The sequence below is a fragment of the Labrys monachus genome (assembly GCF_030814655.1).
In the GTDB taxonomy this organism is placed as follows: Bacteria; Pseudomonadota; Alphaproteobacteria; order Rhizobiales; family Labraceae; genus Labrys; species Labrys monacha.
This window is the reverse complement of record NZ_JAUSVK010000001.1, coordinates 2412449-2434972: the sequence shown is the minus strand read 5'-3', so window position 1 is coordinate 2434972 and position 22524 is coordinate 2412449. Positions and strand designations below refer to the sequence as shown.

Below are 22524 nucleotides of genomic sequence, written 5' to 3'. Positions count from 1 at the left end.
CCGACTGTCGCTTTACAACAGTCGAACTAGCATCCCCCATTTCCGCCTAGCGTTCCACCCCTTCCCCCGCTAAAAGCAGGCCTTCCCTAGCCTGTTCCTGTTCCGGGCCTGCCCGGAGCCAGCCTTACCCGAGTCGTTTTCATGACCACCGAGCGCTACAACGCCCGCGATGCCGAGCCCCGATGGCAGAAGATCTGGGCCGACGGAGCGATCTTCGCCACCAGCAACGAGGATCCGCGCCCGCGCTATTACGTGCTCGAGATGTTCCCCTACCCGTCGGGCCGCATCCATATGGGCCATGTGCGCAACTACACCATGGGCGACGTGGTGGCGCGCTACCGCCGGGCGCGGGGCTACAACGTGCTGCATCCGATGGGCTGGGACGCCTTCGGCATGCCGGCCGAGAATGCGGCGATGCAGAACAAGTCGCATCCCGCCCAATGGACCTATGCCAATATCGACAGCATGCGTGCCCAGCTGAAATCGATGGGCCTGTCGCTGGACTGGAGCCGCGAGATCGCCACCTGCGATCCCTCCTATTACAAGCACCAGCAGGCGATGTTCCTCGACTTCCTGAAGGCCGGCCTCGTCGAGCGCAAGGTGTCCAAGGTCAATTGGGACCCGGTCGACCACACCGTGCTCGCCAATGAGCAGGTGATCGACGGGCGCGGCTGGCGCTCGGGCGCGCTGGTCGAGCAACGCGAGCTGGTGCAGTGGTTCTTCAAGATCACCGACTATGCGCAGGACCTGCTCGACGCCCTCGACACGCTCGACCGCTGGCCCGAGAAGGTCCGGCTGATGCAGAAGAACTGGATCGGCCGGTCCGAGGGCCTGCAGATCCGCTTCGCGCTCGATGCAGCCACCGCGCCGACCGGGACGAGCGAGCTCGTGATCTACACGACGCGGCCGGACACGCTGTTCGGCGCCAAGTTCATGGCGATCGCGCCCGACCACCCGCTCGCCCGGGCGGCGGCGGCCGACAATCCGGCGCTCGCCGCCTTCATCGAGGAGGTGCAGCGCACCGGCACCTCGGCGGCGGCGATCGAGACGGCGGAGAAGAAGGGCTTCGACACCGGCATCCGCGCCCTGCATCCCTTCGATCCCAGCTGGAAGCTGCCGGTCTACGTCGCCAATTTCGTGCTGATGGAATATGGCACCGGCGCCATCTTCGGCTGCCCGGCGCATGACCAGCGCGACCTCGACTTCGTCAACGCCTACGGCCTCGGCAACACGCCGGTGGTGTGCCCGCCCGGGCAGGACCCGGCGACCTTCGTGATCGCCGAGACCGCCTATGACGGCGACGGGCTGATGATCAATTCCCGCTTCCTCGACGGCATGACCATCGCCGCCGCCAAGGAGGAGGTCGCCCGCCGGCTGGAAGGCGAGATCCGCGGCAACATGCCTGCCGCCGAGCGCAAGGTGAATTTCCGCCTGCGCGACTGGGGCATCTCGCGCCAGCGCTATTGGGGCTGCCCGATCCCGGTGATCCATTGCGCCGATTGCGGCGTGGTGCCGGTGCCCAAGGAAGACCTGCCGGTGAAGCTGCCGGACGACGTCACCTTCGACAAGCCGGGCAACCCGCTCGACCGCCATCCGACCTGGCGCAACGTCACCTGCCCGCAATGCGGCGGCGAGGCGCGGCGCGAGACCGACACCATGGACACCTTCGTCGATTCGTCCTGGTATTTCGCCCGCTTCACCGACCCCTGGGCCGAGAACGCGCCGACCATCCGCCGGGAAGTCGACGAATGGCTGCCGGTCGACCAGTATATCGGCGGCATCGAGCATGCGATCCTGCATCTGCTCTACAGCCGCTTCTTCGTGCGGGCGATGAAGAAGACCGGCCATGTCGGCCTGGACGAGCCCTTCAAGGGCCTGTTCACCCAGGGCATGGTGGTGCACGAGACCTACAAGGCCGCTGATGGCGAATGGGTGGCGCCGGCCGAGGTGCGCATCGAGGGCGACGGCGACCAGCGCCGCGCCTTCAACAGCCTCACGGGCGCGCCGGTCGAGATCGGCTCGATCGAGAAGATGTCGAAGTCCAAGCGCAATGTCGTCGACCCCGACGACATCATCGCCGATTACGGCGCCGACACTGCGCGCTGGTTCATGCTCTCCGATTCGCCGCCCGAGCGCGACGTGATCTGGAGCGAGGACGGCGTGCAGGGCGCCGGCCGCTTCGTGCAGCGCATCTGGCGCCTCGTCAACGACATCGCCGAGCATGGCCGCTCGGCCGACGGCGACGGCGCCGGGGAGGACGAAGCCCTCGGCGTGCGCAAGGCCGCCCACCGCGCTCTGGCGGCGGTGGAGGGCGACATCGAGCGCCTCGCCTTCAACCGCTGCGTCGCCCATGTCTACACGCTCGCCAACGCTCTCGGCCGCGTGCTCGACGGCTATCGCGACGGCAAGGCGGCGCCGGCGCCAGTGGCGGCGGCCCTGCAGGAGGCCGGGCTCATCCTGGTGCAGCTCATCGCGCCGATGATGCCGCATCTGGCCGAGGAATGCTGGTCGTCGCTGGGCGGGCAGGGCCTCGTCGCCGAGGCGGCGTGGCCGAAGGCCGAACCCGCCCTGCTGGAGGACGACAGCGTCACCCTGCCGGTGCAGATCAACGGCAAGAAGCGCGCCGAGGTGACGGTGCCGAAATCGGCATCGCCAAAGGAAGTCGAAGCTGCCACACTCGCCAGCGAAGCGGTGCAGCGCGCCCTCGAGGGCCGCGCGCCGAAGAAGCTCATCGTCGTGCCAGGAAGGATTGTGAATGTCGTCGCCTGACCAGACCGCGCGCCGCACGGCCCTGCTCGCCCTCGCCCTCCTGCCGGCGCTGATGCTGGGCGGCTGCTTCCGGCCGATGTACGCCACCACCGAGGGCGCCGTCGCGCCGGGGCTGAGCAACAAGCTCGCCTCGATCACCATCGACCAGACGGATGACCGCACCACGCAGATCATCCGCAACAAGCTGTCCTTCTACCTGACGGGCGGCGGCGAGGTGCCGGCGCCGCGCTACAAGCTCACCCTCGTCGCATCCGCCTTCGCCGACACCGCGCTCGTCAATTCTTTCACCTCCACGCCGGAGGTCGACACCGCGACCGTCACCTGCGACTTCACGCTCCGCGACGCGGCGACGGGCAAGGTGCTGTTCAAGGCGAAGGGCAACGCGCGCAAATCCTATGACCGCGGCCTGCAGCGCTACGCCGCGGTGCGCGCCGAGAAGGATGCCGAGGCCGCCGCCGCCGACGTGCTGGCCGACCAGATCCGCACGCGCCTGGCGATCTTCCTCGCCGACCATCCGCAGGGCGCGCCGACCGCCGCGCAATGACGACGATCGAGCGGCGCTCCGTCGACGCCTTTGTCCGCAAGCCCGACGCGCATTTCGTCGTGATCCTCGTCTACGGCCCGGATACCGGGCTGGTCAGCGAGCGCGTGCGCGCGCTGGTCGCCGCCTCGGTCGACGATGCCGAGGATCCGTTCCAGCTCGTGCGCCTCGACGGCGACGAGGTTAGCGGCGATCCCGCGCGCCTCGCCGACGAAGCCTTCACCATCCCGCTGTTCGGCGGCCGGCGGGCCGTGCGGCTACGCGCGGGCTCGCGCAACCTGGTGCCGGCGCTCGAACCCATCCTCGCCGATCCGCCGCCCGCCTGCCGGGTGGTGATCGAGGCCGGCGACCTCAAGAAATCCAACCCGCTCGTCTCGCTGGTGGAGAAATCCCGCGCCGGCGCGGCGATCGCCTGCTTCAGCGACGAGAGCGGCAATATCGGCCAGATCATCGCCGAGGAAGTGGCGAGCGCCGGGCTCACCATCGCGCCGGAGGCCCGCGATATGCTGGCGGGCCTGCTCGGCGGCGACCGGCTGGCGACGCGCAGCGAGCTGCGCAAGCTGACGCTCTACGCCCATGGCGCCGGGCGCATCGAGCCGCAGGATGTGGAAGCGGTGGTCGGCGACGCCAGCGCGCTGGTGACGGACGAGATCATCGACGCCGCTTTCTCCGGGCGCACGGAGGCCCTGGACGCCATCCTGGCCAAGGCCTGGAGCGAGGGCGTCAACGCCTCGGTGCTGGCCGGCACGGCGCTGCGGCATGCCTTGCTGCTGCATCGCCTGCGCGGCGAGGTCGAGAAGGGGCGCCCGGCCGCCGGCGTGGTCGACAGCGCGGGCGGACAGATCTATTTCCGCCGCAAGGCCGGCGTCACCGCACAATTGACGGCGCTCGGCATGGAGCGGCTCGACCGCATCGTCGCCGAATTGTCGGATGCGGTGCTGGAGGCGCGGCGCAACGCCATGCTCGCCGAAGCCCTCGTCTCGCGCGCCCTCATGCGCATCGCCCTGGTGGCGCGGGCGCGCAGGCGATAGGCCGGGACGATCCGCCCGCGTTCGAGAGGGGGGCGGGAGGGGCAATCTCCGATCGCCCGCCTTGGAACGCATCGTCTGGCGGATGGCCAGAAGTCGATCGAAGATCGACCCTCCGAGACTTCGGACCGTCGCCGGGCTGGCCCGCCGCTCCACCCTCCCCTGGAGGGGGAGGGTCGGCCTGAAAGGCCGGGGTGGGGTGAACAGGCGCGACCGGCGAGGTCGGCGCGCGCGATTCCTGCGAAGGAGTCACCCCACCCCGACGCTTCGCGTCGACCCCTCGGCGATATTCGCAAAGCGAATATCGCCGGACCTCAAGGGGAGGGTGGGCGCGTTCATGCCGGCACAACTTGCCGCAAATGGATGGGCGATCTCCTATCGCCCATCTTGGAAATGCCGCGCCCGCCGGAGAGGAAGAAGGTCGATCGGAGATCGGCCCCCTCCCCGCCGCTATTTCAGGATGCGGGTCTGGTCGATGTAGAAGATGCGGTCCGGCGGGCGCGAGGTGGTGTCGAGGCTGGTGATCGTCACCGTGGTGTCGTAGCCCTGCGCGTCGGTGATGGTCCATTGGCGCAGCGTGAAGCTCGGGGCGGGAAAGCTCAGCTGGATGCGGGCGGAGCCGCCGATGGAGGATTTCTCCTCCAGCACCACGCTGACGCCGGCCTGCTCGCGCCCGAGCGCGATCACCCGCGAATCCTGGATGAGGTCGATGCTGTCGGCCAGCAGGAAGCGCAGCGGCGTCTGGCTGATCAGATAGAGGTCCTGCGTGTTCAGCTTGCGGTTGCGCACGGCGACCGAGGTGCCGTCGGCCAGCAATTGCAGCGGCGACGGCGGATCATAGTCGAAGCGCATCCGGCCCGGCTTGGACACCCAGAACGAGCCGGTGATGCGCTGGCCATCGGCGCCGATCTGCACGAACTTGCCGGACATCACCCGGATCGAATTGAAATATTTGTCGATCTGGTCGAGCGTCGCCTTGTCGGCGGGGCTGATCGCCCGCGGATTGACCGGATGGACGTCGACCTCGAGCGGCTGGCCGCCGGAAACGAATTCGGGCGGGGGGGGCACGTCGCCGCCGGTGGGGGCGGCCGGGGCGGGGGCCGGGGCCGCGAGCTGCGCGGGAGCCGCGACCGCCGCGGACTGCGCCGGCGCCGCGATGGGCGGGCGCTTGGGCGGCTCGGGGGGCTCGGCCGGTGCATTCTGCGCGAAAGCCGGACCGGCCATGGCGACGAGCCCGAACAAGGCGAAAGCGGTCCGAATATCAAGCATTGCAAACTCCGGTTTGGCCGGCCGCCCGCGGGACGGCCGCCTCCTGCTCGGCGGGACGGGCTCTCCCGCCGAACCGAGCCTCCTATCGCGCCTCTATGGCCTTTTGGCGGCCTCGCGGCGCCGGGGCGGCGCCCTCACATATGGATGGCGCGCCCGAGGACGGCAAGCGCCGCCTCCTTGACCGCTTCCGACATGGTCGGATGGGCATGGCAGGTACGGCCGAGATCCTCCGACGAACCGCCGAACTCCATGAGCACCACGCCCTCATGGATCATCTCGCCGGCACCGGCGCCGACGATATGGACGCCGAGCACCCGGTCCGTCGCGGCATCGGCGAGGATCTTGACGAAGCCCTCGGTGGTGCGGTTCGCCCTGGCACGGCCATTGGCGGTGAAGGGGAACTTGCCGGCCTTGTAGCTCACGCCGGCCGCCTTCAACTCCTCCTCCGTCCTGCCGACCGAGGCGATCTCCGGATAGGTGTAGACCACCGCCGGAATGGTGTCGTAGTTCACATGGCCATGCTCGCCGGCGATGATCTCGGCGCAGGCGACGCCCTCGTCCTCGCCCTTGTGGGCCAGCATCGGGCCCCGGACGACGTCGCCGATGGCGTAGATGCCGGGCACGCCGGTCTGGAAGCGGTCGTCGATGACCACCCGCCCGCGCTCGGTGGCGACGCCCGCGCCCTCCAGGCCGAGGCCGTCGGTAAAGGGACGGCGGCCGGTGGCGACGAGCACGATGTCGGCGGCGATCGTCTCCTTGTCGCCGCCCGCCACCGGCTCGACCGAGACGACCGCACCGGCGGCGCTCGTCTCCACGCCGGTGACCTTGGTAGCGAGCTTGAACTCGATGCCCTGGCGGGCGAACAGGCGCTGCGCCTGCTTGGCCACCTCGCCGTCCATGCCGGGCAGGATGCGGTCGAGGAACTCCACCACCGTCACCTCGGCGCCGAGCCGGCGCCAGACCGAACCGAGCTCCAGGCCGATGACGCCCGCGCCGATCACCACCAGCTTCTTGGGAACGGCGGGAAGCTCAAGCGCGCCGGTGGACGACACCACCGTCTTCTCGTCGATGGTCACGCCCGGCAGCTGGGCGACGTCCGACCCGGTCGCGATCACGATCGACTTGGCCTCGACCAACTGGGTCGACCCGTCGTCGGCGGTGACCTCGACCTTGCCGGCGCCGAGGATCCTGCCGGTGCCCCGATAGGCGGTGATCTTGTTCTTCTTGAACAGGAAGGCGACGCCCTGGACGTTGGAATCGACCGTCTCCTGCCTGTGCTTCATCATCTGCGCGAGGTTGAGCACCGGCGCCGGCACGTCGATGCCGAAATGCGCGAAGCCGTGGCCGGCCTCCTCGAACAGTTCGGAAGCGTGGAGCAGCGCCTTGGAGGGGATGCAGCCGATGTTCAGGCAGGTTCCGCCATAGGTGGCGCGCTTTTCGACCACGGCCACATTCAGGCCGAGTTGCGCCGCGCGGATGGCGCAGACATAGCCGCCGGGGCCGGTTCCGATAACGATGACGTCGTGGGCCATGGAAAGCTCGCTTGTGGTATTGGCGGACAAGGACGGCCGGAGGACCGGGCTCGCGGATCGGGCCCGGGGCGGGGAGCGCCGGTCGCCGGCCCTCCCTCTTCCGGCGGGATATCAGGCGGCGCGGATCACAGATCCAGCACCAGGCGCGCCGGGTCTTCCAGGCTTTCCTTCACCCGCACGAGGAAGGTCACCGCCTCCTTGCCGTCGATCATGCGGTGGTCATAGGACAGAGCGAGATACATCATCGGACGGATGACGATCTGCCCGCCCACCACCATCGGCCGCTCCTGGATCTTGTGCATGCCGAGGATCGCCGATTGCGGCGCGTTGAGGATCGGCGTCGACATCAGCGAGCCGTAGACGCCGCCGTTCGAGATGGTGAAGGTGCCGCCCTGCATCTCCTCGATCTTGAGCTGGCCGTCGCGGGCGCGCTTGCCGAAATCGGAGATGGTCTTCTCGATGCCGGCAAGGCCCAGCGCGTCGGCATCGCGGATGACCGGGACGACGAGGCCCTTCTCGGTGCCGACGGCGACGCCGATATGGTAGAAATTCTTGTAGATGATGTCCTGCCCGTCGAGCTCGGCATTGACCGCCGGCATTTCCTTGAGGGCCTGGACGCAGGCGCGCACGAAGAAGGACATGAAGCCGAGCTTCACGCCGTGCTTCTTCTCGAACAGGTCCTTGTACTGGTTGCGCAGCGCCATGACGCTGCTCATGTCGACCTCGTTGAAGGTCGTCAGCATCGCGGCATTGGTCTGCGCCTCCTTGAGGCGGCGCGCGATGGTCTGGCGCAGCTTGGTCATGCGCACCCGCTCCTCGCGGGCCGCATCCGCCGCCGGCGAGGACACGCGGGGCGCCGAAGCGACGGGCGCCGGGGCCGCCGCGACGGGCGCAGGCGCGGCCGGCTTCGGTGCCTCGCCGGGGGCTTCGGCGGCCAGCACGTCGCCCTTGAGGACCTGGCCGCGGCGGCCGCTCCCCTCGATCTGCGCCGGGTCGAGCCCGCGGTCGGCGGCGATCTTGGCGGCAGCCGGCGAGGGCGGCATGGCCGAAGGCGCCGCGGCGGGCGCGGCGGCAGCAGGAGCCGCAGGCGCGGGAGCCCGGGCCGGCGCGGCCTGGGGCGCGGCGGCCTGCGGCGCCGCCGCCTGTCCGCCGGCGGTGATCGAGCCGAGCACGGCGCCGACGCCGACCGTATCGCCGGTCTTGGCGAGGATGTCGCCGAGCACGCCGGCGGCCGGCGCATTGACTTCGAGCGTCACCTTGTCGGTCTCAAGTTCCACCACCGGCTCGTCCACCTTGACGGCGTCGCCGGGCTTCTTGAACCATTTGCCGATGGTCGCTTCCGTAACCGACTCGCCGAGGGTTGGTACCTTGATTTCCGTCGCCATTGCATAGCGCCCCGGGGGGCGTCCTCTCTCGAAGGCTCGCGTTGCTTGTGTCTGCCGGCGGACGCTTGCCTGAGCCTGTTGGAAACCGCGCCGCCGATCATCATACTCGTCCGTCGAGACTCACCCGGGGACGAGGGAGGCGCCCGGCGGCCCCTCCTCCGTCCGCCCGATCCTTTTGCCCACCACCGCCTGCATCATGGGCATGATCTCATAGGTGAACCCCATGGCTGCGGTAATGGCCGGATCGGCCGCCGTGATCGCTCTCATCCTGTATTCGTCCTCGACCTCGAAGATGCCCAGGCCCCACGGTCCCCTCGGGTCGCCGACCGGCCCGAACAACAGGGCAGCGCCCTCCTCGCTCAACCGGCGCAGATAGGCGCTGTGCTGCTCCATCACCGCCCGCTCCGACTCCGTCATGTCGAAGGCGAAGCTCGGGCGGGGAGGATTGAGCTTGCAAACGAAGAAAGCCATCGCGTCTCCTTCAGATCGTCAGAGCTTCATCCGTGAAAGCCTGCAACTGGGCCAAATGCTTCGACATCAAGCCGGTGGCGGTGGCCGCCGAGGCCGGCCGTCCGGCATAGGCGGCGCGCTTGGCCTTGGTGCCGGCCTGCCCGAGCACCCATTCCAGATAGGGCTCGACGAAGGACCAGGCGCCCATGTTCTTCGGCTCCTCCTGGCACCACACCACGTCGGCGTTGCGGAAGCGCGAAAGCTCGGAAACCAGCGATTTCAGCGGGAAGGGATAGAGCTGTTCCACCCGCAGCAGATAGATGTCGTCGAGGCCGCGCTTCTCGCGCTCGTCGAGAAGGTCGTAATAGACCTTGCCCGAACACAGGACGACGCGGCGGATCTTCTCGTCCGAGACCAGCTTGGTCGGTGAGGTGCCGTATTGGGCGTCGTCCCAGAGGATGCGGTGGAAGGTGGTGTCCGCCCCGAATTCGGCGAGCTTCGACACCGCCCGCTTGTGGCGCAGCAGCGACTTCGGCGTCATCAGGATCAGCGGCTTGCGGATGTCGCGCTTGAGCTGGCGGCGCAGGATGTGGAAATAATTCGCCGGCGTCGTGCAGTTCGCCACCTGCATGTTGTCCTCGGCGCACATCTGCAGGAAGCGCTCGAGGCGGGCGGAGGAATGCTCCGGCCCCTGGCCCTCATAGCCGTGCGGCAGCAGGCAGACGAGGCCCGACAGGCGCAGCCATTTGCGTTCGCCCGACGAGATGAACTGGTCGAACACCACCTGCGCGCCGTTGGCGAAGTCGCCGAACTGGGCTTCCCACAGCGTGAGCGCCTTGGGCTCGGCGAGCGAATAGCCATATTCGAAGCCGAGCACCGCCTCTTCGGAGAGCATCGAGTTGATGACCTCGTAGCGGCCCTGCCCCTGGCGGATGTTCTTCAGCGGCGTGTAGCGCTTCTCGGTTTCCTGGTCGATCAGCACGGAATGGCGCTGGGAGAAGGTGCCGCGCTCGCAGTCCTGGCCGGACAGGCGCACGCGATAGCCCTCGTCGCACAGGCTGCCGAAGGCGAGCGCCTCGGCGGTCGCCCAGTCGAGGCCCTCGCCGGTCTCGATCATCCGGCGCCGCGTGTCGAGGAAGCGCTGGATGGTCTTGTGGAGGTGGAACCCCTCGGGCACCGTCGTGAGCCCGGTGCCGATGCTCGTCAGCCTGGCGACGTCGACGCCGGTGGCGCCGCGGCGGGGATCGTCGCTGGCGTCGGCGCCGGCCGCCTTCAGGCCCGCCCATTGGCCGTCGAGCCAGTCGGCCTTGTTGGGCCGGTAGCTCTGGCCGGCCTCGTATTCGGCCTCCAGATGGGCGCGCCAGTCGGCCTTCATCTTCTCGACCTCGTCGCGGGTGACGACGCCGGCGGTGATGAGCCTTTCGGAATAGATCTCGACCACGCCGGGATGCTGGCGGATGGTCCGGTACATCAAAGGCTGGGTGAAGCCCGGCTCGTCGCCCTCGTTATGGCCGAAGCGGCGATAGCAGAACATGTCCACCACCACCGGCTTGTGGAAGGTCTGCCGGAATTCTGTCGCCACCTTGGCGGCGAACACCACCGCCTCCGGATCGTCGCCGTTGACGTGGAAGATCGGCGCCTCGATCATCTTCGCCACATCCGAAGGATAGGGCGAGGAGCGCGAATAGCGCGGATTGGTGGTGAAGCCGATCTGGTTGTTGATGATGAAATGCATCGAGCCGCCGGTGCGGTGGCCCTTGAGGCCGGACAGGCCCAGGCACTCGGCCACCACGCCCTGGCCGGCAAAGGCCGCATCGCCATGGATGAGCAGCGGCATCACCGTCGAGCGGGCATTGGTGTCGTCGTGCTGGTCCTGCTTGGCCCGCACCTTGCCGAGCACGACGGGATCGACGATCTCGAGATGGGAGGGATTGGCGGTCAGCGACAGATGCACCCGGTTGCCGTCGAACTCGCGGTCCGACGAGGCGCCGAGATGATATTTGACGTCGCCCGAGCCCTCCACGTCGTCCGGCGTGTAGGAGCCGCCCTTGAACTCGTGGAAGATGGCCCGGTGGGGCTTGCCCATGACCTGCGCGAGCACGTTGAGACGGCCGCGATGGGCCATGCCGAGCACGATGTCCTGCACGCCGAGCGCGCCGCCGCGCTTGATGATCTGCTCCAGCGCGGGAATGGCGGATTCAGACCCGTCCAGGCCGAAGCGCTTGGTGCCGGTATATTTGACGTCGATGAACTTCTCGAAGCCTTCGGCCTCGATCAGCTTGTTGAGGATGGCGCGCTTGCCCTCGCGGGTGAAGGAGATCTCCTTGTCGGCGCCTTCGATGCGCTGCTGGATCCACGACTTCTGCGCCGGATCGGAAATATGCATGAACTCGACGCCGAGCGTCGAGCAATAGGTCCGCGTCAGGATGGCGACGATCTCGCGGATGCTGGCGAATTCCAGCCCGAGCACGTGATCGATGAAGATCTTGCGGTCGAGGTCGCCCTCGCTGAAGCCATAGGTCGAGGGATGGAGTTCCTCGTGGTCGCGCGGCGCCTGCAGGCCGAGCGGGTCGAGGGCGGCGAACAGATGGCCGCGCATGCGGAAGGCGCGGATCAGCATGATGGCGCGCACGGAATCGCGCGTGGCCTGGAGGACGGCGTCGGGCGCGATGGCCGCGCCCTGGGCTTCCGCCTTCGCCTTGATCTTCTCGCCGACCTTCTTTTCGATCAGTCCCCAATTGCCGTCCAGGGCCGAGACGAGTTCGCCATTGGCCGCGATCGGCCAGTTGGGCCTGGCCCAGCTGGCACCCCGGGCATTCTTCGCGACAACCGCCTTGTCGTCGGCCAGACCGGCGAAGAACGCCGCCCACTCGCCGTTCACGGAAGCCGGATTGTCCTCATAGCGGGCATAAAGGTCTTCCAGATAGGCGGCATCGCCGCCATAGCTGAAAGACCGTTCACTCACGTCGTCCTGACGATCCATCGTCTCATTCCTTCGGATCTGAAACCGGAGCCGGAGCTCCGGGTCGGCATCAGCCCCTCAACAGTTCGGCCAGCGTCTTGCCCAGGCGCGCCGGCGACGGCGACACCCGGACCCCGGCAGCCTCGAGCGCCGCGATCTTCGAGGCCGCATCGCCCTTGCCGCCGGAGATGATGGCGCCGGCATGGCCCATGCGCCGCCCCGGAGGGGCGGTGCGGCCGGCGACGAAGCCCACGGTGGGCTTGCTGCGGCCGCGCTTGGCTTCATCCTTGAGGAACTGGGCCGCGTCTTCTTCGGCCGAGCCGCCGATCTCGCCGATCATGACGATCGACTCGGTCGCCGGGTCCGCCAGGAACAGTTCCAAGATGTCGATGAACTCCGTACCCTTGACCGGATCGCCGCCGATGCCGACGGCCGTCGTCTGGCCAAGGCCCTCGTTCGAGGTCTGGAATACTGCTTCATAGGTAAGTGTTCCCGAGCGGGAAACAATGCCGACCGAACCCTTGCGGAAGATATTGCCGGGCATAATGCCGATCTTGCATTCGTCCGAGGTCATCACGCCGGGGCAGTTGGGGCCGATCAGGCGCGATTTGGAGCCCGAGAGCGAGCGCTTGACCTTGATCATGTCGGCCACCGGGATGCCCTCGGTGATGCAGACGATCAGCGGGATCTCGGCGTCGATCGCCTCGCAGATCGCATCCGCGGCGCCCGGCGGCGGCACATAGATCACCGAGGCATCGGCGCCGGTCTTCGCCCGGGCCTCGGCGACGGTGTCGAACACCGGCAGGCCGAGATGCTGCGAGCCGCCCTTGCCCGGCGAGGTGCCACCGACCATCAGCGTCCCGTATTTGATCGCCTGCTCGGAATGGAAGGTGCCGTTCTTGCCGGTGAAGCCCTGGCAGATGACGCGGGTCTGTTTGTTGATCAGGATGGACATCAGTGGGATTCCCGCACGGCCTTGACAATCTTCTGGGCGGCGTCGTCGAGGTCATCGGCGGCGATCACATTGAGACCGGATTCGCGGATGATCGTCTTGCCGAGTTCGACATTGGTGCCTTCGAGCCGCACCACCAGCGGGATGCTCAACCCGACATCCTGCACGGCTGCGATCACGCCTTCGGCGATGACGTCGCATTTCATGATGCCGCCGAAGATGTTGACCAGGATGCCCTTCACATTGTGGTCGGCGGTGATGATCTTGAACGCCGCCGTCACCTTCTCCTTGTTGGCGCCGCCGCCGACATCGAGGAAGTTCGCCGGCTCCTCGCCGTAGAGCTTGATGATGTCGAGCGTCGCCATGGCGAGGCCGGCGCCGTTGACCATGCAGCCGATCGAGCCTTCGAGCGCGATATAGGAGAGGTCGTAGCGGGACGCCTCGATCTCCTTGGGGTCCTCCTCGGTCTCGTCGCGCAGCGACACGATCTCGGGATGGCGGTAGAGCGCGTTGGAATCGAAGCTCATCTTGGCGTCGAGGCAGCGCAGCTGCCCGTCGGTGGAGAGGATCAGCGGGTTGATCTCGAGCAGCGCCATGTCCTTGGCGACGAAGGCGTTGTAGAGCCGGGTGGTGAGGTTCACCGCCTGCTTGGCGAGATCCCCGGACAGGCCGAGCGCCTTGGCCACGGCCATGCCGTGATGGGGCATCACCCCGGTGGCCGGATCGACCGAGAAGGTGACGATCTTCTCGGGCGTCTCATGGGCCACCTTCTCGATGTCCATGCCGCCTTCGGTGGAGACGACGAAGGCGACGCGGCTCGTCTCGCGATCGACCAGGACGGAGAGATAGAACTCCTTCTGGATGTTCGAGCCGTCCTCGATATAGAGGCGGTTGACCTGCTTGCCCACCGGGCCGGTCTGCGCCGTCACCAGCGTGTTGCCGAGCATTTCGACCGCGTTGGCCCGAACCTCGTCGACCGACTTGGCGAGGCGCACGCCGCCCTTGGCGTCGGCCGGCAGTTCCTTGAACTTGCCCTTGCCGCGTCCGCCGGCATGGATCTGCGACTTGACCACATAGAGCGGCCCGGGCAGTTCGCGGGCGGCCTTGACCGCCTCCTCGACCGTGAAGGCGGCGACGCCGCGCGACACCGGCAGGCCGAATTCCTTCAGCACGGCCTTGGCCTGGTATTCATGAATGTTCATCGGTAGGGGCTCCGCCGGGAGGAGGGGGTATCGAAACGCTCAGGCGAGCGAGGGGGCGAGGTTCTTGCAGGCGTCGACGAGCGACTTCACCGCATTGACCGACTTCTCGAACCCGGCGCGCTCGTCCTTGTCGAGCTGGATCTCGACGATGCGCTCGACCCCCTTCTCGCCGATCACGACGGGAACGCCGACATAGAGGTCCTTCACGCCATATTGGCCGTTGAGATAGGCGGCGCAGGGCAGGACGCGCTTCTTGTCCTTGAGATAGCTCTCGGCCATCACGATCGCCGAGGCGGCGGGCGCGTAGAAGGCGGAGCCGGTCTTGAGCAGGTTGACGATCTCGGCACCGCCGTCGCGGGTGCGCTGCACGATCTCGGCGAGGCGCGCCTCCGTCAGCCAGCCCATCTTGATCAGGTCGGTCAGCGGGATGCCGGCGACGGTCGAATAGCGCACCGACGGCACCATCGTATCGCCATGCCCGCCCAACACGAAGGCGGTGACATCCTCCACCGAGACCTTGAACTCGTCGGCGAGGAAATGGCGGAAGCGCGAGGAATCGAGCACGCCGGCCATGCCGACGACCCGGTGCGGCGGCAGGCCGGAGGATTTCTGCAGCGCCCACACCATGGCGTCGAGCGGGTTGGTGATGCAGATGACGAACGCGTCCTTGGCATATTTGGCGATGCCGGCGCCGACCTGCTCCATCACCTTGAGGTTGATGGTGAGAAGATCGTCGCGGCTCATGCCGGGCTTGCGCGGCACGCCCGCGGTGACGATGACGACGTCGGCACCCTCGATGCCCGCATAGGTCTGGGTGCCCGCGAGCTTGGCGTCGAAGCCGTCGACCGGCGAGGCCTCGGCAATGTCCAGGGCCTTGCCCTGCGGTACGCCTTCCATCACGTCGAACAGCACGATGTCGCCAAGTTCCTTCAGACCGGCCAGAAGCGCCAGTGTGCCACCGATCTGTCCCGCCCCGATGAGCGCGATCTTGTTCCGTGCCATAACGTAATGTCCCTGAGATTATCGCCAAAGGTGAGGTCGTCCGTCATCCGATAGCCCCTTTGCCGATGGGGTTCAAGCCAAAGGCAATTTGGCCCCGAGACCGGAGCCGGCAAGGCGCGGCGGCTCGTTTGCCGCCGCGATTATATCTTTTAGGATCAGATATTTAGGCCAAACCTTCTTTCGCTGCACCGCAGCGAAAGCGTGCCTTTTTCGTGGTTACATCTTTCATATTATGTAACATGTAACACACTTTGCGGTGTTCCGCAGGCCGGCTTCGGCGGATCGCTCCGGCCCGCCCGGCGAGGCTCTCCTCTGCGCGAGGCCGTAGCGGCACCGCGTTTCACGCCCTTCCGTCCGCCTCCCCGGCGGCGTCAGGCGAGATAGTCGTGCACGACCTCGCCGAGGCCGAGCGTCAGGTCGGCGACGATATGGGCCCCCGACACGACGCGGCGGACCGGCAGCAGCGCCACCGGCGCCAAGGCATGATGGAAGAGCTCGAGCGCGGCCGGCCCCTCCCACGCTCCCTTGACCGTGACCTCTTCGAGGTAATAGCGCACCAGCTCGCAGATGCGCGGCGTGCAGTCGACATGGGGGATGATCTTGAGCAGGAAGCTCGGCGTCTCCATCGCCGCCTTCACCGCCGCGGTGTCGAGGGCATGGTGCTTGTAGCCCATCGAGCCGGTCGCCACCCTGACGTCGCCGTAATGCAGCGTGCCGAGCAGCACGTCCTTGGCGGCGGCGAGCGTCGGCTGCGCGAGCTTCTTCGGAAAGCCCCAGATCTCGCGGCCGCCGGCGATGGGCGCGTCGTCATCGAGATACATGGAATGGACATAGCCGCCGCGGACGCCGTCGAGCGTCACCGGAATCACCTGGCCCGATTCGGTGTAATTGCCGAAGCCGGTCGAGTCCGGCATGCGGATGAACTCGTATTTGACCAGCGGCTCCTCGACCCGGAGCGGTTCCGGCACCACCGCGCGCAGCGCCTCGATATCGGTCTCGTAGGTGATGATCATATATTCGCGGTTGACGAAGCGATAAGGCCCGCGCGGATAGCTCGGGCTGGTCAAGGGCATGGCGAAGGCTTGTTTGGTAACGGCGGCGATATCCACGGGCTGCAGGCTCCTGATCACGATGCGCGGCACTGTGGCGGGGAAACATTGCCCGCATGCGACAAAGCGACCGTTTCCGGGCGAAGGCATCGACGCGATCGCCCTCATCGTTGGCGATGTGACCGGCCGCGGCCGCACGGGCTGGTCAGTGCCGCGATTGCGGGCTAAAAGGCACGGCCCAAAACTGGAGATCATGATGCGTCCTTCCCGCCGCGCGCCCGACGAACTGCGCCCCGTCTCGATCGAACGCAACGTCGCCCGCTATGCCGAGGGCTCCTGCCTGATCAAGTTCGGCGAGACCCACGTCCTGTGCACGGCGAGCCTCGAGGAAAAGCCGCCGGCCTGGCTCCGCGGCACCGGCAAGGGCTGGGTCACGGCGGAATATTCCATGCTGCCGCGCGCCACGCATGAGCGCACCCGGCGCGAATCGACGTCGGGCAAGCCGTCCGGACGCACCCAGGAGATCCAGCGCCTCGTCGGACGCTCGCTGCGGGCGGTCGTCGACATGGTGCGCCTCGGCGAAAAGCAGATCGTGATCGACTGCGACGTGCTCCAGGCGGACGGCGGCACCCGCACCGCTTCGATCACCGGCGGCTGGATCGCCCTCAACGATTGCTGCCGCTGGATGATCGAACGCCGGATGCTGGCCGTCAGCCCGATCCGCGACCATGTCGCGGCGATCTCCTGCGGGATTTCCAAGGGCGAGGCCGTGCTCGACCTCGATTATGCCGAGGATTCCGAAGCCCAGACCGACGCCAATTTCGTCATGACCGGCGCAGGCGGTCTCGTCGAGATCCAGGGCACGGCCGAAGGGGCGCCGTTCAGCGAGAGCCAGTTCATCGACATGCTGGCTCTGGCCAAGAAAGGCATCGCCGACCTGGTGACCCTGCAGAAGAAGGCCATCGCCTGATGGGCCGCCCGCTCGCCGGACGGCTCGTCCTCGCCACGCACAACAATGGCAAGCTCGCCGAATTCCGCGCGCTGATGGCGCCCCATGGCGTCGATGTCGTCTCGGTCGGCCAGCTCGGCCTGCCGGTGCCGGAGGAGACGGGCACCACCTTCGTCGAGAATGCCCGCATCAAGGCTCTGGCGGCCCTGGAGGCGACGGGCCTGCCCTCCCTGGCCGACGATTCGGGCCTGTGCATCGAGGCTCTGGGCGGCGCGCCGGGCGTCTATACCGCGGATTGGGCGGGCCCGGACCGCGACTGGGACGTCGCGATGAAGAAGGCGCAGGACGAACTGCTCGCCGTGGGCGCCACGCGGCCGGAGCAGCGTCGCGCCACCTTCGTCTCGGTGCTGACGCTGGTCTGGCCCGACGGCCACAGCGAGACCTTCGAGGGCCGCGCCGACGGCACGCTGGTATGGCCGACGCGTGGAACGCACGGCCATGGCTACGACCCGATGTTCCAGCCCGACGGCTCAAACCTGACCTTTGCCGAGATGCCGGAGGCGCAGAAGAACACGCTGTCCCACCGCGCCCGTTCCTTCGAGAAACTGGCGGCGGCCTGCCTGACGCGGGCGTGAAGCGCGCCGGTCTCCGATCGGCGGCGGGTCGCGGACCCGCCCCCTTCGGCTCACTCGGCGGCGATCGCCAGGGGACGGGGATCGAGCCACTCGTCCAGGAAGCCATGCAGCCATTGCTGTACGGCATGATCGTGCTGGTAACGCCCGGCGACCTGCGTGGCGCGGTCCTGCGCGCCCGGCACCGCCAGGTTCTCCCCGCCCAGGGCCGTCCAGCGATACATCATCAGATGCGTGACCTCGGGGTGGAACTGCAGCCCATAGGCCGCCTCCCCCCATCGGAACGCCTGGTTGGCGAAGGTGTCGCCGGTGGCGAGCAGTTCCATGCCGCGGACATGCTCGAACCCCTCGCTGTGCCAATGATAGACATGGCTCGGCCAGTCGAAGGCCCGGCCGGTCATCGCGATGCCCGCCTTGGTCGGCCGGATCGGCCAGTAACCGATCTCGACCAGACCGTCGCGGTGACGCGATACGCCTGCGCCGAGCTGGCGCGCCAGCATCTGGGCGCCGAGGCAGATGCCCAGGAACGGCTTGCCCTGGGCGAGCGGGACGCCGATCCAGTCGATCTCGCGGCGGATCCAGGGTTCATCGTCATTGGCGCTCATCGGGCCGCCGAAGACGACGGCGCCGGCATGCTCATCCATGGTGCGCGGCAGCGGATCGTCGAAGCGCGGCCGGCGGATGTCGAGCGCATAGCCGCGCTCCTGCAGCAGCCGCCCGATGCGGCCGGGCGTGGATTGCTCCTGATGCAGGACGATGAGGATCTTCTGAGCCACGATTCTGTCCGGAAACTGCGTCGTAACCATAATTACGAGAGCGTTATCTAAAAGTTAAGCCACCGCTGCGGCAATGCACAACCGCACATCCGGACCATGCAAGCCTCGTGCCACCGCGGGCCGGCGCTCGAGTTCGCCTGTCAATTCGATCGGCATCCCCCTGTCTTCAACGCGTGACGGCCAAGTCGCTTCACGCCGGCAGATCGCGGCGGCTGCGAATCGGCCTGCCCGGCGCCAGGGCCTGGGCGGCATGGATGATGGCGTTGGCGTCGATGCCATGATGGCGATAGAGATCCTGGAGCGTGCCGGTCTGGCCGAAATGCTCGACGCCGAGCGAGGTCACGCGCTGGCCCCTGACGCCGCCGAGCCAGGCGAGCGCGGCCGGGTGTCCGTCGATCACGGTGACGAGGCCGCATTGGCGCGACAAGGGCGCCAGCAGCCGCTCGATATGGCTCGCCGCCGCCCCTGCCCCGCGCTGGCGGGCGCGCTCGGCCGCCGTCCAGCCTGCATTGAGCCGGTCAGCCGAGGTGACGACGAGGAGCCCGACATCCCGCCGGTCCTCGCTCATCAGCCCGACCGCCTCGATCGCCTCGGGCGTGAGCGCCCCCATGACCGCGACCGCGACCTCGGCATTCGGACCCGGCCGGCGCAGCCAGTAGCCACCATTGATGATGTCCCGCGCAAGGTCCGGCGTCATCATGCGCTGCGGTTGCCCGATCGTGCGGGTGGAGAGCCGGAGATAGACGGAGCCCCCGGTCTCGTCGCGCAGCCAGGTGGTCTCGTCCGGATCTCCCTCGCCGTCCCGCTGCATGTAGTCGAAGGCGAAGCGCATGATCACGGCGAGCTCGTCGACGAAGGCCGGCTCGAAGGCGGCGAGCCCATCCTGGGCGATGCCGATCAGCGGGGTGGCGATCGACTGATGCGCGCCGCCCTCCGGCGCCAGGGTGATGCCGGACGGTGTCGCCACCACCATGAAGCGCGCATCCTGGTAGCAGGCATAGTTGAGGGCATCGAGGCCGCGCTGGATGAAGGGATCGTAGAGGGTGCCGATCGGCAGCAGGCGCTCCCCATTGATCGAATGCGACAGGCCGAGCGCCGACAGCAGGATGAAGAGGTTCATCTCGGCGATGCCGAGTTCGATATGCTGGCCACCTGGGGAGAAGTCCCAGGCGAAGGTCGAGGGGATCTTCTCGCGCCGGAAGACGTCGACCAGTTCCTCGCGGGCGAAGAGCCCGCGCCGGTTGACCCAGCCGCCGAGATTGGTGGAGACGGTGACGTCCGGCGCCGTCGTCACGATGCGGGCGGCCACCGGCAGGTCGGTGGCGGCGAGATCGTTGAGGATGATGCCGAAGCCCTGCTGCGTCGACATCTCGGCCGAGGCGCGGTAGGGCAGCGCCGCAGGCACGGGGATCTTGGCCGCGCCGAGGCGGCGGCGTCCCTTCTGCACGAAGGGCACCGCGTCGAGGAAGGCCCGCATGTCGCCGGCGGAAACCGACAGTCCCTCGAACCGGTCCCATTCGTGGCCGGGCCGGATCGCCATGGCCTGGCGCCAGATCTCCATCTGCGCAGGCGTCATCAGGCCGGCGTGATTGTCCTTGTGGCCCTGGAAGGGCAGGCCGAACCCCTTGATGGTATAGGCGATGAAGCAGGTCGGCCGGTCATGGGCGGACGCCGCCTCGAAGGCGGCGAGCAAGGCTTCCATGTCGTGGCCGGCGAGATTGGTCATCAGCCGGGCGAGTTCCTCGTCGGACCGGCTCTCGACCAGCCTTGTCGCAGGCCCCTGGTCGCCGACATCGTCGAGGAGGCGCCTGCGCCACGCCGCGCCGCCCTGATAGCACAGCGCCGCATAGAGCTGGTTCGGGCAGGACTCGATCCAGCGCCGGAGCGCTTCCCCGCCCGGCTCGCGGAAGGCCGTTTCGAGCAGCGACCCGTATTTGAGGATAACCACGTCCCAGCCGAAATTGCGGAAGATCGATTCGAAGCGCTCCCACAGCCCTTCCCGCACCACCGCATCGAGGGACTGGCGGTTGTAGTCGACGATCCACCAGACATTGCGGATGCCCTGCTTCCAGCCTTCGAGCAGCGCCTCGAAGATGTTGCCCTCGTCCATCTCGGCATCGCCGACCAGCGCCACCATGCGCCCTTCCGGCCAGTCGCCCCACCCCTTCGCCTTGACGTAGTCCTGCACCAGCGAGGAGAACAGCGTCTGGGCGACGCCGAGCCCGACCGAGCCGGTGGAAAAGTCGACGTCGTCGCTGTCCTTGGTGCGCGAGGGATAGCTCTGCGCACCCTTGAAGCCGCGGAAATTCTGCAGCTTATCGAGGCTCTGCGTGCCGAACAGATAATGCAGCGCGTGGTAGATCGGCGAGGCGTGCGGCTTGACGGCGACGCGGTCCTGCGGCCGGAGGATGGCGGCGTAGAGCACCGTCATGATCGTCGCCAGGGAAGCGGAGGAGGCCTGGTGGCCGCCGATCTTCAGGCCGTCCTGTTTGGGACGCAAATGATTGGCATGATGGATCATCCAGGAGGACAGCCACAGCGCCTTGCGCTCGATGGCCGAGAGGAAGGACAGGCGAATATCGGCCATCGCGAAGCTCCGGGAAGGGGGATGCTCGCGAAGATAGCAGAGGGCGAGTGGCGATTTTGATTGAACTTATGCCACGCTCCTGGAATTTTGAGCGATATTCGTCAACATACGTGTGATCACAGCAGGAAATAACCATATGCTGCTCGATGCCATCGATCACCGGATACTCCGCCTGCTGCAGGAGGACGGACGCATGACGATCCAGGCCCTGGCCGAGAAGGTCGGCCTGTCCCATTCGCCCTGCCTGCGCCGCGTGCGCCTGCTCGAGGAGGCGGGCGTGATCCGCGGCTATGTCGCCGTGGTGGAGCAGACCCGCGTGGGCCTGCCCGTCAGCGTCTTCATCTCGATCAAGCTCGAACGCCAGCGCGAGGAGGACCTCGACCGCTTCGACGCCGCCATCGCCCCGTGGCCGGAAGTGCTGGAGTGCTATCTGATGACGGGTACGCGCGACTATCTCCTGCGCGTCGTCTGCGCCGACCTCCACGCCTATGAGCGCTTCATCAAGGAGAAGCTGACCCGCCTCGACGGCCTCGCCTCGATCGAATCGAGCTTCGCGCTGGCGCAGGTGAAATACACCAACGTCCTGCCGATCCGGTGAAGCCCTAGCGGCCTTCCACGAGTTCGATGTAGCGCGCGGCGGAGCGCTGCACGACCGCATGGCCGTCGGTCCTGACGTCCTGCCCCGCAAAGGCGCCGTAGATGCGGTCGAACGCCCACGGCTCCAGCGACGCGGTGACACGGCGGATCTCGTCCGCCGGCAGGGGCATCATGTTGGGATAGCTCCACATGAAGGAGACCCGGCGCGCGCCGGGCGTCACCTGCACGATGTCGCCGGCCAGCAGGACGCCCTCGCCCTCGGCGCCGTCCACCCAATGCAGCACCGTTCCGCCGGGAAAATGCCCGCCGACCCGCACCAGCGTGACGCCCGGCATCAATTCCAGCGCCTCGCCCTCCCAGAACCGGATCGCCGGGGTGGGCCGCACGACCCACGCCCGGTCGGCGGCATGCAGGTGGATCGGGACATCGAAGGCGGCGGCCCAGTCCTGCATCGTGGTGTAGTAATGGGGATGCGAGACGGCGATGCCGACGAGGCCGCCGAGGCCGTGGATCAGTTCCTCGGTGGCGGCATCGAGCAGGGCGATGCAGTCCCACAGGATGTTGCCCGCGGGGGTGCGAAGCAGGAAGGCGCGCTGGTTGATACCGAAGGCGGGCACCGTCTGCACGCTGAGAAGCCCGGCCTCGTGCCGGTGCCAGGCATTGCGGTGGGCGACCGACAATGCCTCCCACGCGGTCCAGGACTGGCCGGAGGCGGGCACATATTGGCGCTCGTCCTCGCAGATCGGGCACCGGGCCGGGGGCTCCGGGGAGGGCGGATAGGACGTGCCGCAGGTGGTGCAGAGAAAGACGGTCATGCTCTGGCTGTCTCCGTCGAATCGGAC

At 67.5% G+C, this 22524-nt stretch carries 18 protein-coding genes; 6 read left to right on the top strand and 12 right to left on the bottom strand.

Features of this window, described 5'->3' with window-relative positions:
• Positions 1-141: 141 nt before the first annotated feature.
• From leuS to holA, 3 genes are read left to right on the top strand one after another with little or no spacing between them, the layout of a single operon-like run.
• Positions 142-2769, top strand: coding sequence for a leucine--tRNA ligase (leuS, locus tag J3R73_RS10975; RefSeq protein WP_307426269.1), 2628 nt, complete (start codon positions 142-144; stop codon positions 2767-2769).
• Positions 2756-3313: an LPS assembly lipoprotein LptE gene (locus tag J3R73_RS10970; RefSeq protein WP_307426267.1), complete on the top strand. Its 558-nt coding sequence runs from the start codon at positions 2756-2758 to the stop codon at positions 3311-3313. The genes leuS and J3R73_RS10970 overlap by 14 nt, the downstream gene beginning before the upstream one ends.
• The gene (holA, locus tag J3R73_RS10965) at positions 3310-4341 is read left to right on the top strand and encodes a DNA polymerase III subunit delta (RefSeq protein WP_307426264.1); all 1032 of its coding nucleotides are present in this window, start codon (positions 3310-3312) and stop codon (positions 4339-4341) included. Before J3R73_RS10970 ends, holA begins: the two co-directional genes overlap by 4 nt.
• A gap of 447 nt (positions 4342-4788) precedes the next feature.
• On the opposite strand, the gene J3R73_RS10960 is transcribed toward holA, so the two are convergent.
• From J3R73_RS10960 to J3R73_RS10920, 9 genes are all read right to left on the bottom strand, one after another.
• Complete coding sequence (locus J3R73_RS10960) at positions 4789-5607, bottom strand: LolA family protein (RefSeq protein WP_307426261.1); 819 nt, start codon at positions 5605-5607, stop codon at positions 4789-4791.
• Between the two features lie 134 nt (positions 5608-5741).
• A complete protein-coding gene (gene lpdA / locus J3R73_RS10955) occupies positions 5742-7139 on the bottom strand; it encodes a dihydrolipoyl dehydrogenase (protein ID WP_307426259.1) in 1398 nt (465 codons plus the stop codon).
• A 125-nt stretch (positions 7140-7264) separates the two neighbouring features.
• Complete coding sequence (gene odhB, locus J3R73_RS10950; protein WP_307426256.1) at positions 7265-8524, bottom strand: 2-oxoglutarate dehydrogenase complex dihydrolipoyllysine-residue succinyltransferase; 1260 nt, start codon at positions 8522-8524, stop codon at positions 7265-7267.
• 120 nt (positions 8525-8644) lie between these two features.
• On the bottom strand, positions 8645-8995 hold the full coding sequence (locus tag J3R73_RS10945) for a YciI family protein (RefSeq protein ID WP_307426252.1): 351 nt from the start codon (positions 8993-8995) through the stop codon (positions 8645-8647).
• Between the two features lie 10 nt (positions 8996-9005).
• A complete protein-coding gene (locus tag J3R73_RS10940) occupies positions 9006-11957 on the bottom strand; it encodes a 2-oxoglutarate dehydrogenase E1 component (protein WP_307426249.1) in 2952 nt (983 codons plus the stop codon).
• 49 nt (positions 11958-12006) lie between these two features.
• Positions 12007-12891, bottom strand: coding sequence for a succinate--CoA ligase subunit alpha (gene sucD / locus J3R73_RS10935; RefSeq protein WP_307426246.1), 885 nt, complete (start codon positions 12889-12891; stop codon positions 12007-12009).
• The gene (gene sucC, locus J3R73_RS10930; RefSeq protein WP_307426243.1) at positions 12891-14090 is read right to left on the bottom strand and encodes an ADP-forming succinate--CoA ligase subunit beta; all 1200 of its coding nucleotides are present in this window, start codon (positions 14088-14090) and stop codon (positions 12891-12893) included. Before sucC ends, sucD begins: the two co-directional genes overlap by 1 nt.
• Before the next feature lie 39 nt (positions 14091-14129).
• Positions 14130-15092 carry a malate dehydrogenase gene (gene mdh / locus J3R73_RS10925; RefSeq protein WP_307426240.1) on the bottom strand — a complete coding sequence of 321 codons (963 nt, stop codon included), beginning with the start codon at positions 15090-15092 and terminating at the stop codon, positions 14130-14132.
• 371 nt (positions 15093-15463) lie between these two features.
• Positions 15464-16201: an acetoacetate decarboxylase gene (locus J3R73_RS10920; protein WP_307426237.1), complete on the bottom strand. Its 738-nt coding sequence runs from the start codon at positions 16199-16201 to the stop codon at positions 15464-15466.
• 196 nt (positions 16202-16397) lie between these two features.
• Between J3R73_RS10920 and rph the strand changes: the two genes are divergently transcribed.
• On the top strand, positions 16398-17111 hold the full coding sequence (gene rph, locus J3R73_RS10915; protein WP_307437270.1) for a ribonuclease PH: 714 nt from the start codon (positions 16398-16400) through the stop codon (positions 17109-17111).
• Positions 17111-17725, top strand: a complete 615-nt coding sequence (gene rdgB / locus J3R73_RS10910) for an RdgB/HAM1 family non-canonical purine NTP pyrophosphatase (RefSeq protein ID WP_307426236.1) — start codon at positions 17111-17113, stop codon at positions 17723-17725. The genes rph and rdgB overlap by 1 nt, the downstream gene beginning before the upstream one ends.
• 50 nt (positions 17726-17775) lie before the next feature.
• On the opposite strand, the gene J3R73_RS10905 is transcribed toward rdgB, so the two are convergent.
• The gene (locus tag J3R73_RS10905; protein ID WP_307426233.1) at positions 17776-18528 is read right to left on the bottom strand and encodes a glutamine amidotransferase; all 753 of its coding nucleotides are present in this window, start codon (positions 18526-18528) and stop codon (positions 17776-17778) included.
• 160 nt (positions 18529-18688) lie between these two features.
• On the bottom strand, positions 18689-21085 hold the full coding sequence (locus tag J3R73_RS10900; RefSeq protein WP_307426231.1) for a thiamine pyrophosphate-binding protein: 2397 nt from the start codon (positions 21083-21085) through the stop codon (positions 18689-18691).
• A 136-nt stretch (positions 21086-21221) separates the two neighbouring features.
• On the opposite strand from J3R73_RS10900, the gene J3R73_RS10895 reads away from it, so the two are divergent.
• Entirely contained in the window at positions 21222-21683 is a 462-nt protein-coding gene (locus tag J3R73_RS10895) for an Lrp/AsnC family transcriptional regulator (protein WP_307426229.1), read from the top strand.
• A gap of 4 nt (positions 21684-21687) precedes the next feature.
• Here J3R73_RS10895 and J3R73_RS10890 read toward each other — a convergent pair whose 3' ends face one another.
• Positions 21688-22497, bottom strand: coding sequence for an MBL fold metallo-hydrolase (locus J3R73_RS10890; RefSeq protein WP_307426227.1), 810 nt, complete (start codon positions 22495-22497; stop codon positions 21688-21690).
• Positions 22498-22524 lie beyond the last annotated feature (27 nt).

Coding starts and splice junctions, on each gene's coding strand:
- J3R73_RS10895 (WP_307426229.1), top strand. CDS start 21,222: ATGCTGCTCGATGCCATCGATCACCGGATACTCCGCCTGCTGCAGGAG.
- odhB (WP_307426256.1), bottom strand. CDS start 8,524: ATGGCGACGGAAATCAAGGTACCAACCCTCGGCGAGTCGGTTACGGAA.
- J3R73_RS10900 (WP_307426231.1), bottom strand. CDS start 21,085: ATGGCCGATATTCGCCTGTCCTTCCTCTCGGCCATCGAGCGCAAGGCG.
- mdh (WP_307426240.1), bottom strand. CDS start 15,092: ATGGCACGGAACAAGATCGCGCTCATCGGGGCGGGACAGATCGGTGGC.
- J3R73_RS10970 (WP_307426267.1), top strand. CDS start 2,756: ATGTCGTCGCCTGACCAGACCGCGCGCCGCACGGCCCTGCTCGCCCTC.
- J3R73_RS10960 (WP_307426261.1), bottom strand. CDS start 5,607: ATGCTTGATATTCGGACCGCTTTCGCCTTGTTCGGGCTCGTCGCCATG.
- holA (WP_307426264.1), top strand. CDS start 3,310: ATGACGACGATCGAGCGGCGCTCCGTCGACGCCTTTGTCCGCAAGCCC.
- lpdA (WP_307426259.1), bottom strand. CDS start 7,139: ATGGCCCACGACGTCATCGTTATCGGAACCGGCCCCGGCGGCTATGTC.
- J3R73_RS10905 (WP_307426233.1), bottom strand. CDS start 18,528: ATGGTTACGACGCAGTTTCCGGACAGAATCGTGGCTCAGAAGATCCTC.
- J3R73_RS10890 (WP_307426227.1), bottom strand. CDS start 22,497: ATGACCGTCTTTCTCTGCACCACCTGCGGCACGTCCTATCCGCCCTCC.
- rph (WP_307437270.1), top strand. CDS start 16,398: ATGCGTCCTTCCCGCCGCGCGCCCGACGAACTGCGCCCCGTCTCGATC.
- leuS (WP_307426269.1), top strand. CDS start 142: ATGACCACCGAGCGCTACAACGCCCGCGATGCCGAGCCCCGATGGCAG.
- sucC (WP_307426243.1), bottom strand. CDS start 14,090: ATGAACATTCATGAATACCAGGCCAAGGCCGTGCTGAAGGAATTCGGC.
- rdgB (WP_307426236.1), top strand. CDS start 17,111: ATGGGCCGCCCGCTCGCCGGACGGCTCGTCCTCGCCACGCACAACAAT.
- sucD (WP_307426246.1), bottom strand. CDS start 12,891: ATGTCCATCCTGATCAACAAACAGACCCGCGTCATCTGCCAGGGCTTC.
- J3R73_RS10940 (WP_307426249.1), bottom strand. CDS start 11,957: ATGGATCGTCAGGACGACGTGAGTGAACGGTCTTTCAGCTATGGCGGC.
- J3R73_RS10945 (WP_307426252.1), bottom strand. CDS start 8,995: ATGGCTTTCTTCGTTTGCAAGCTCAATCCTCCCCGCCCGAGCTTCGCC.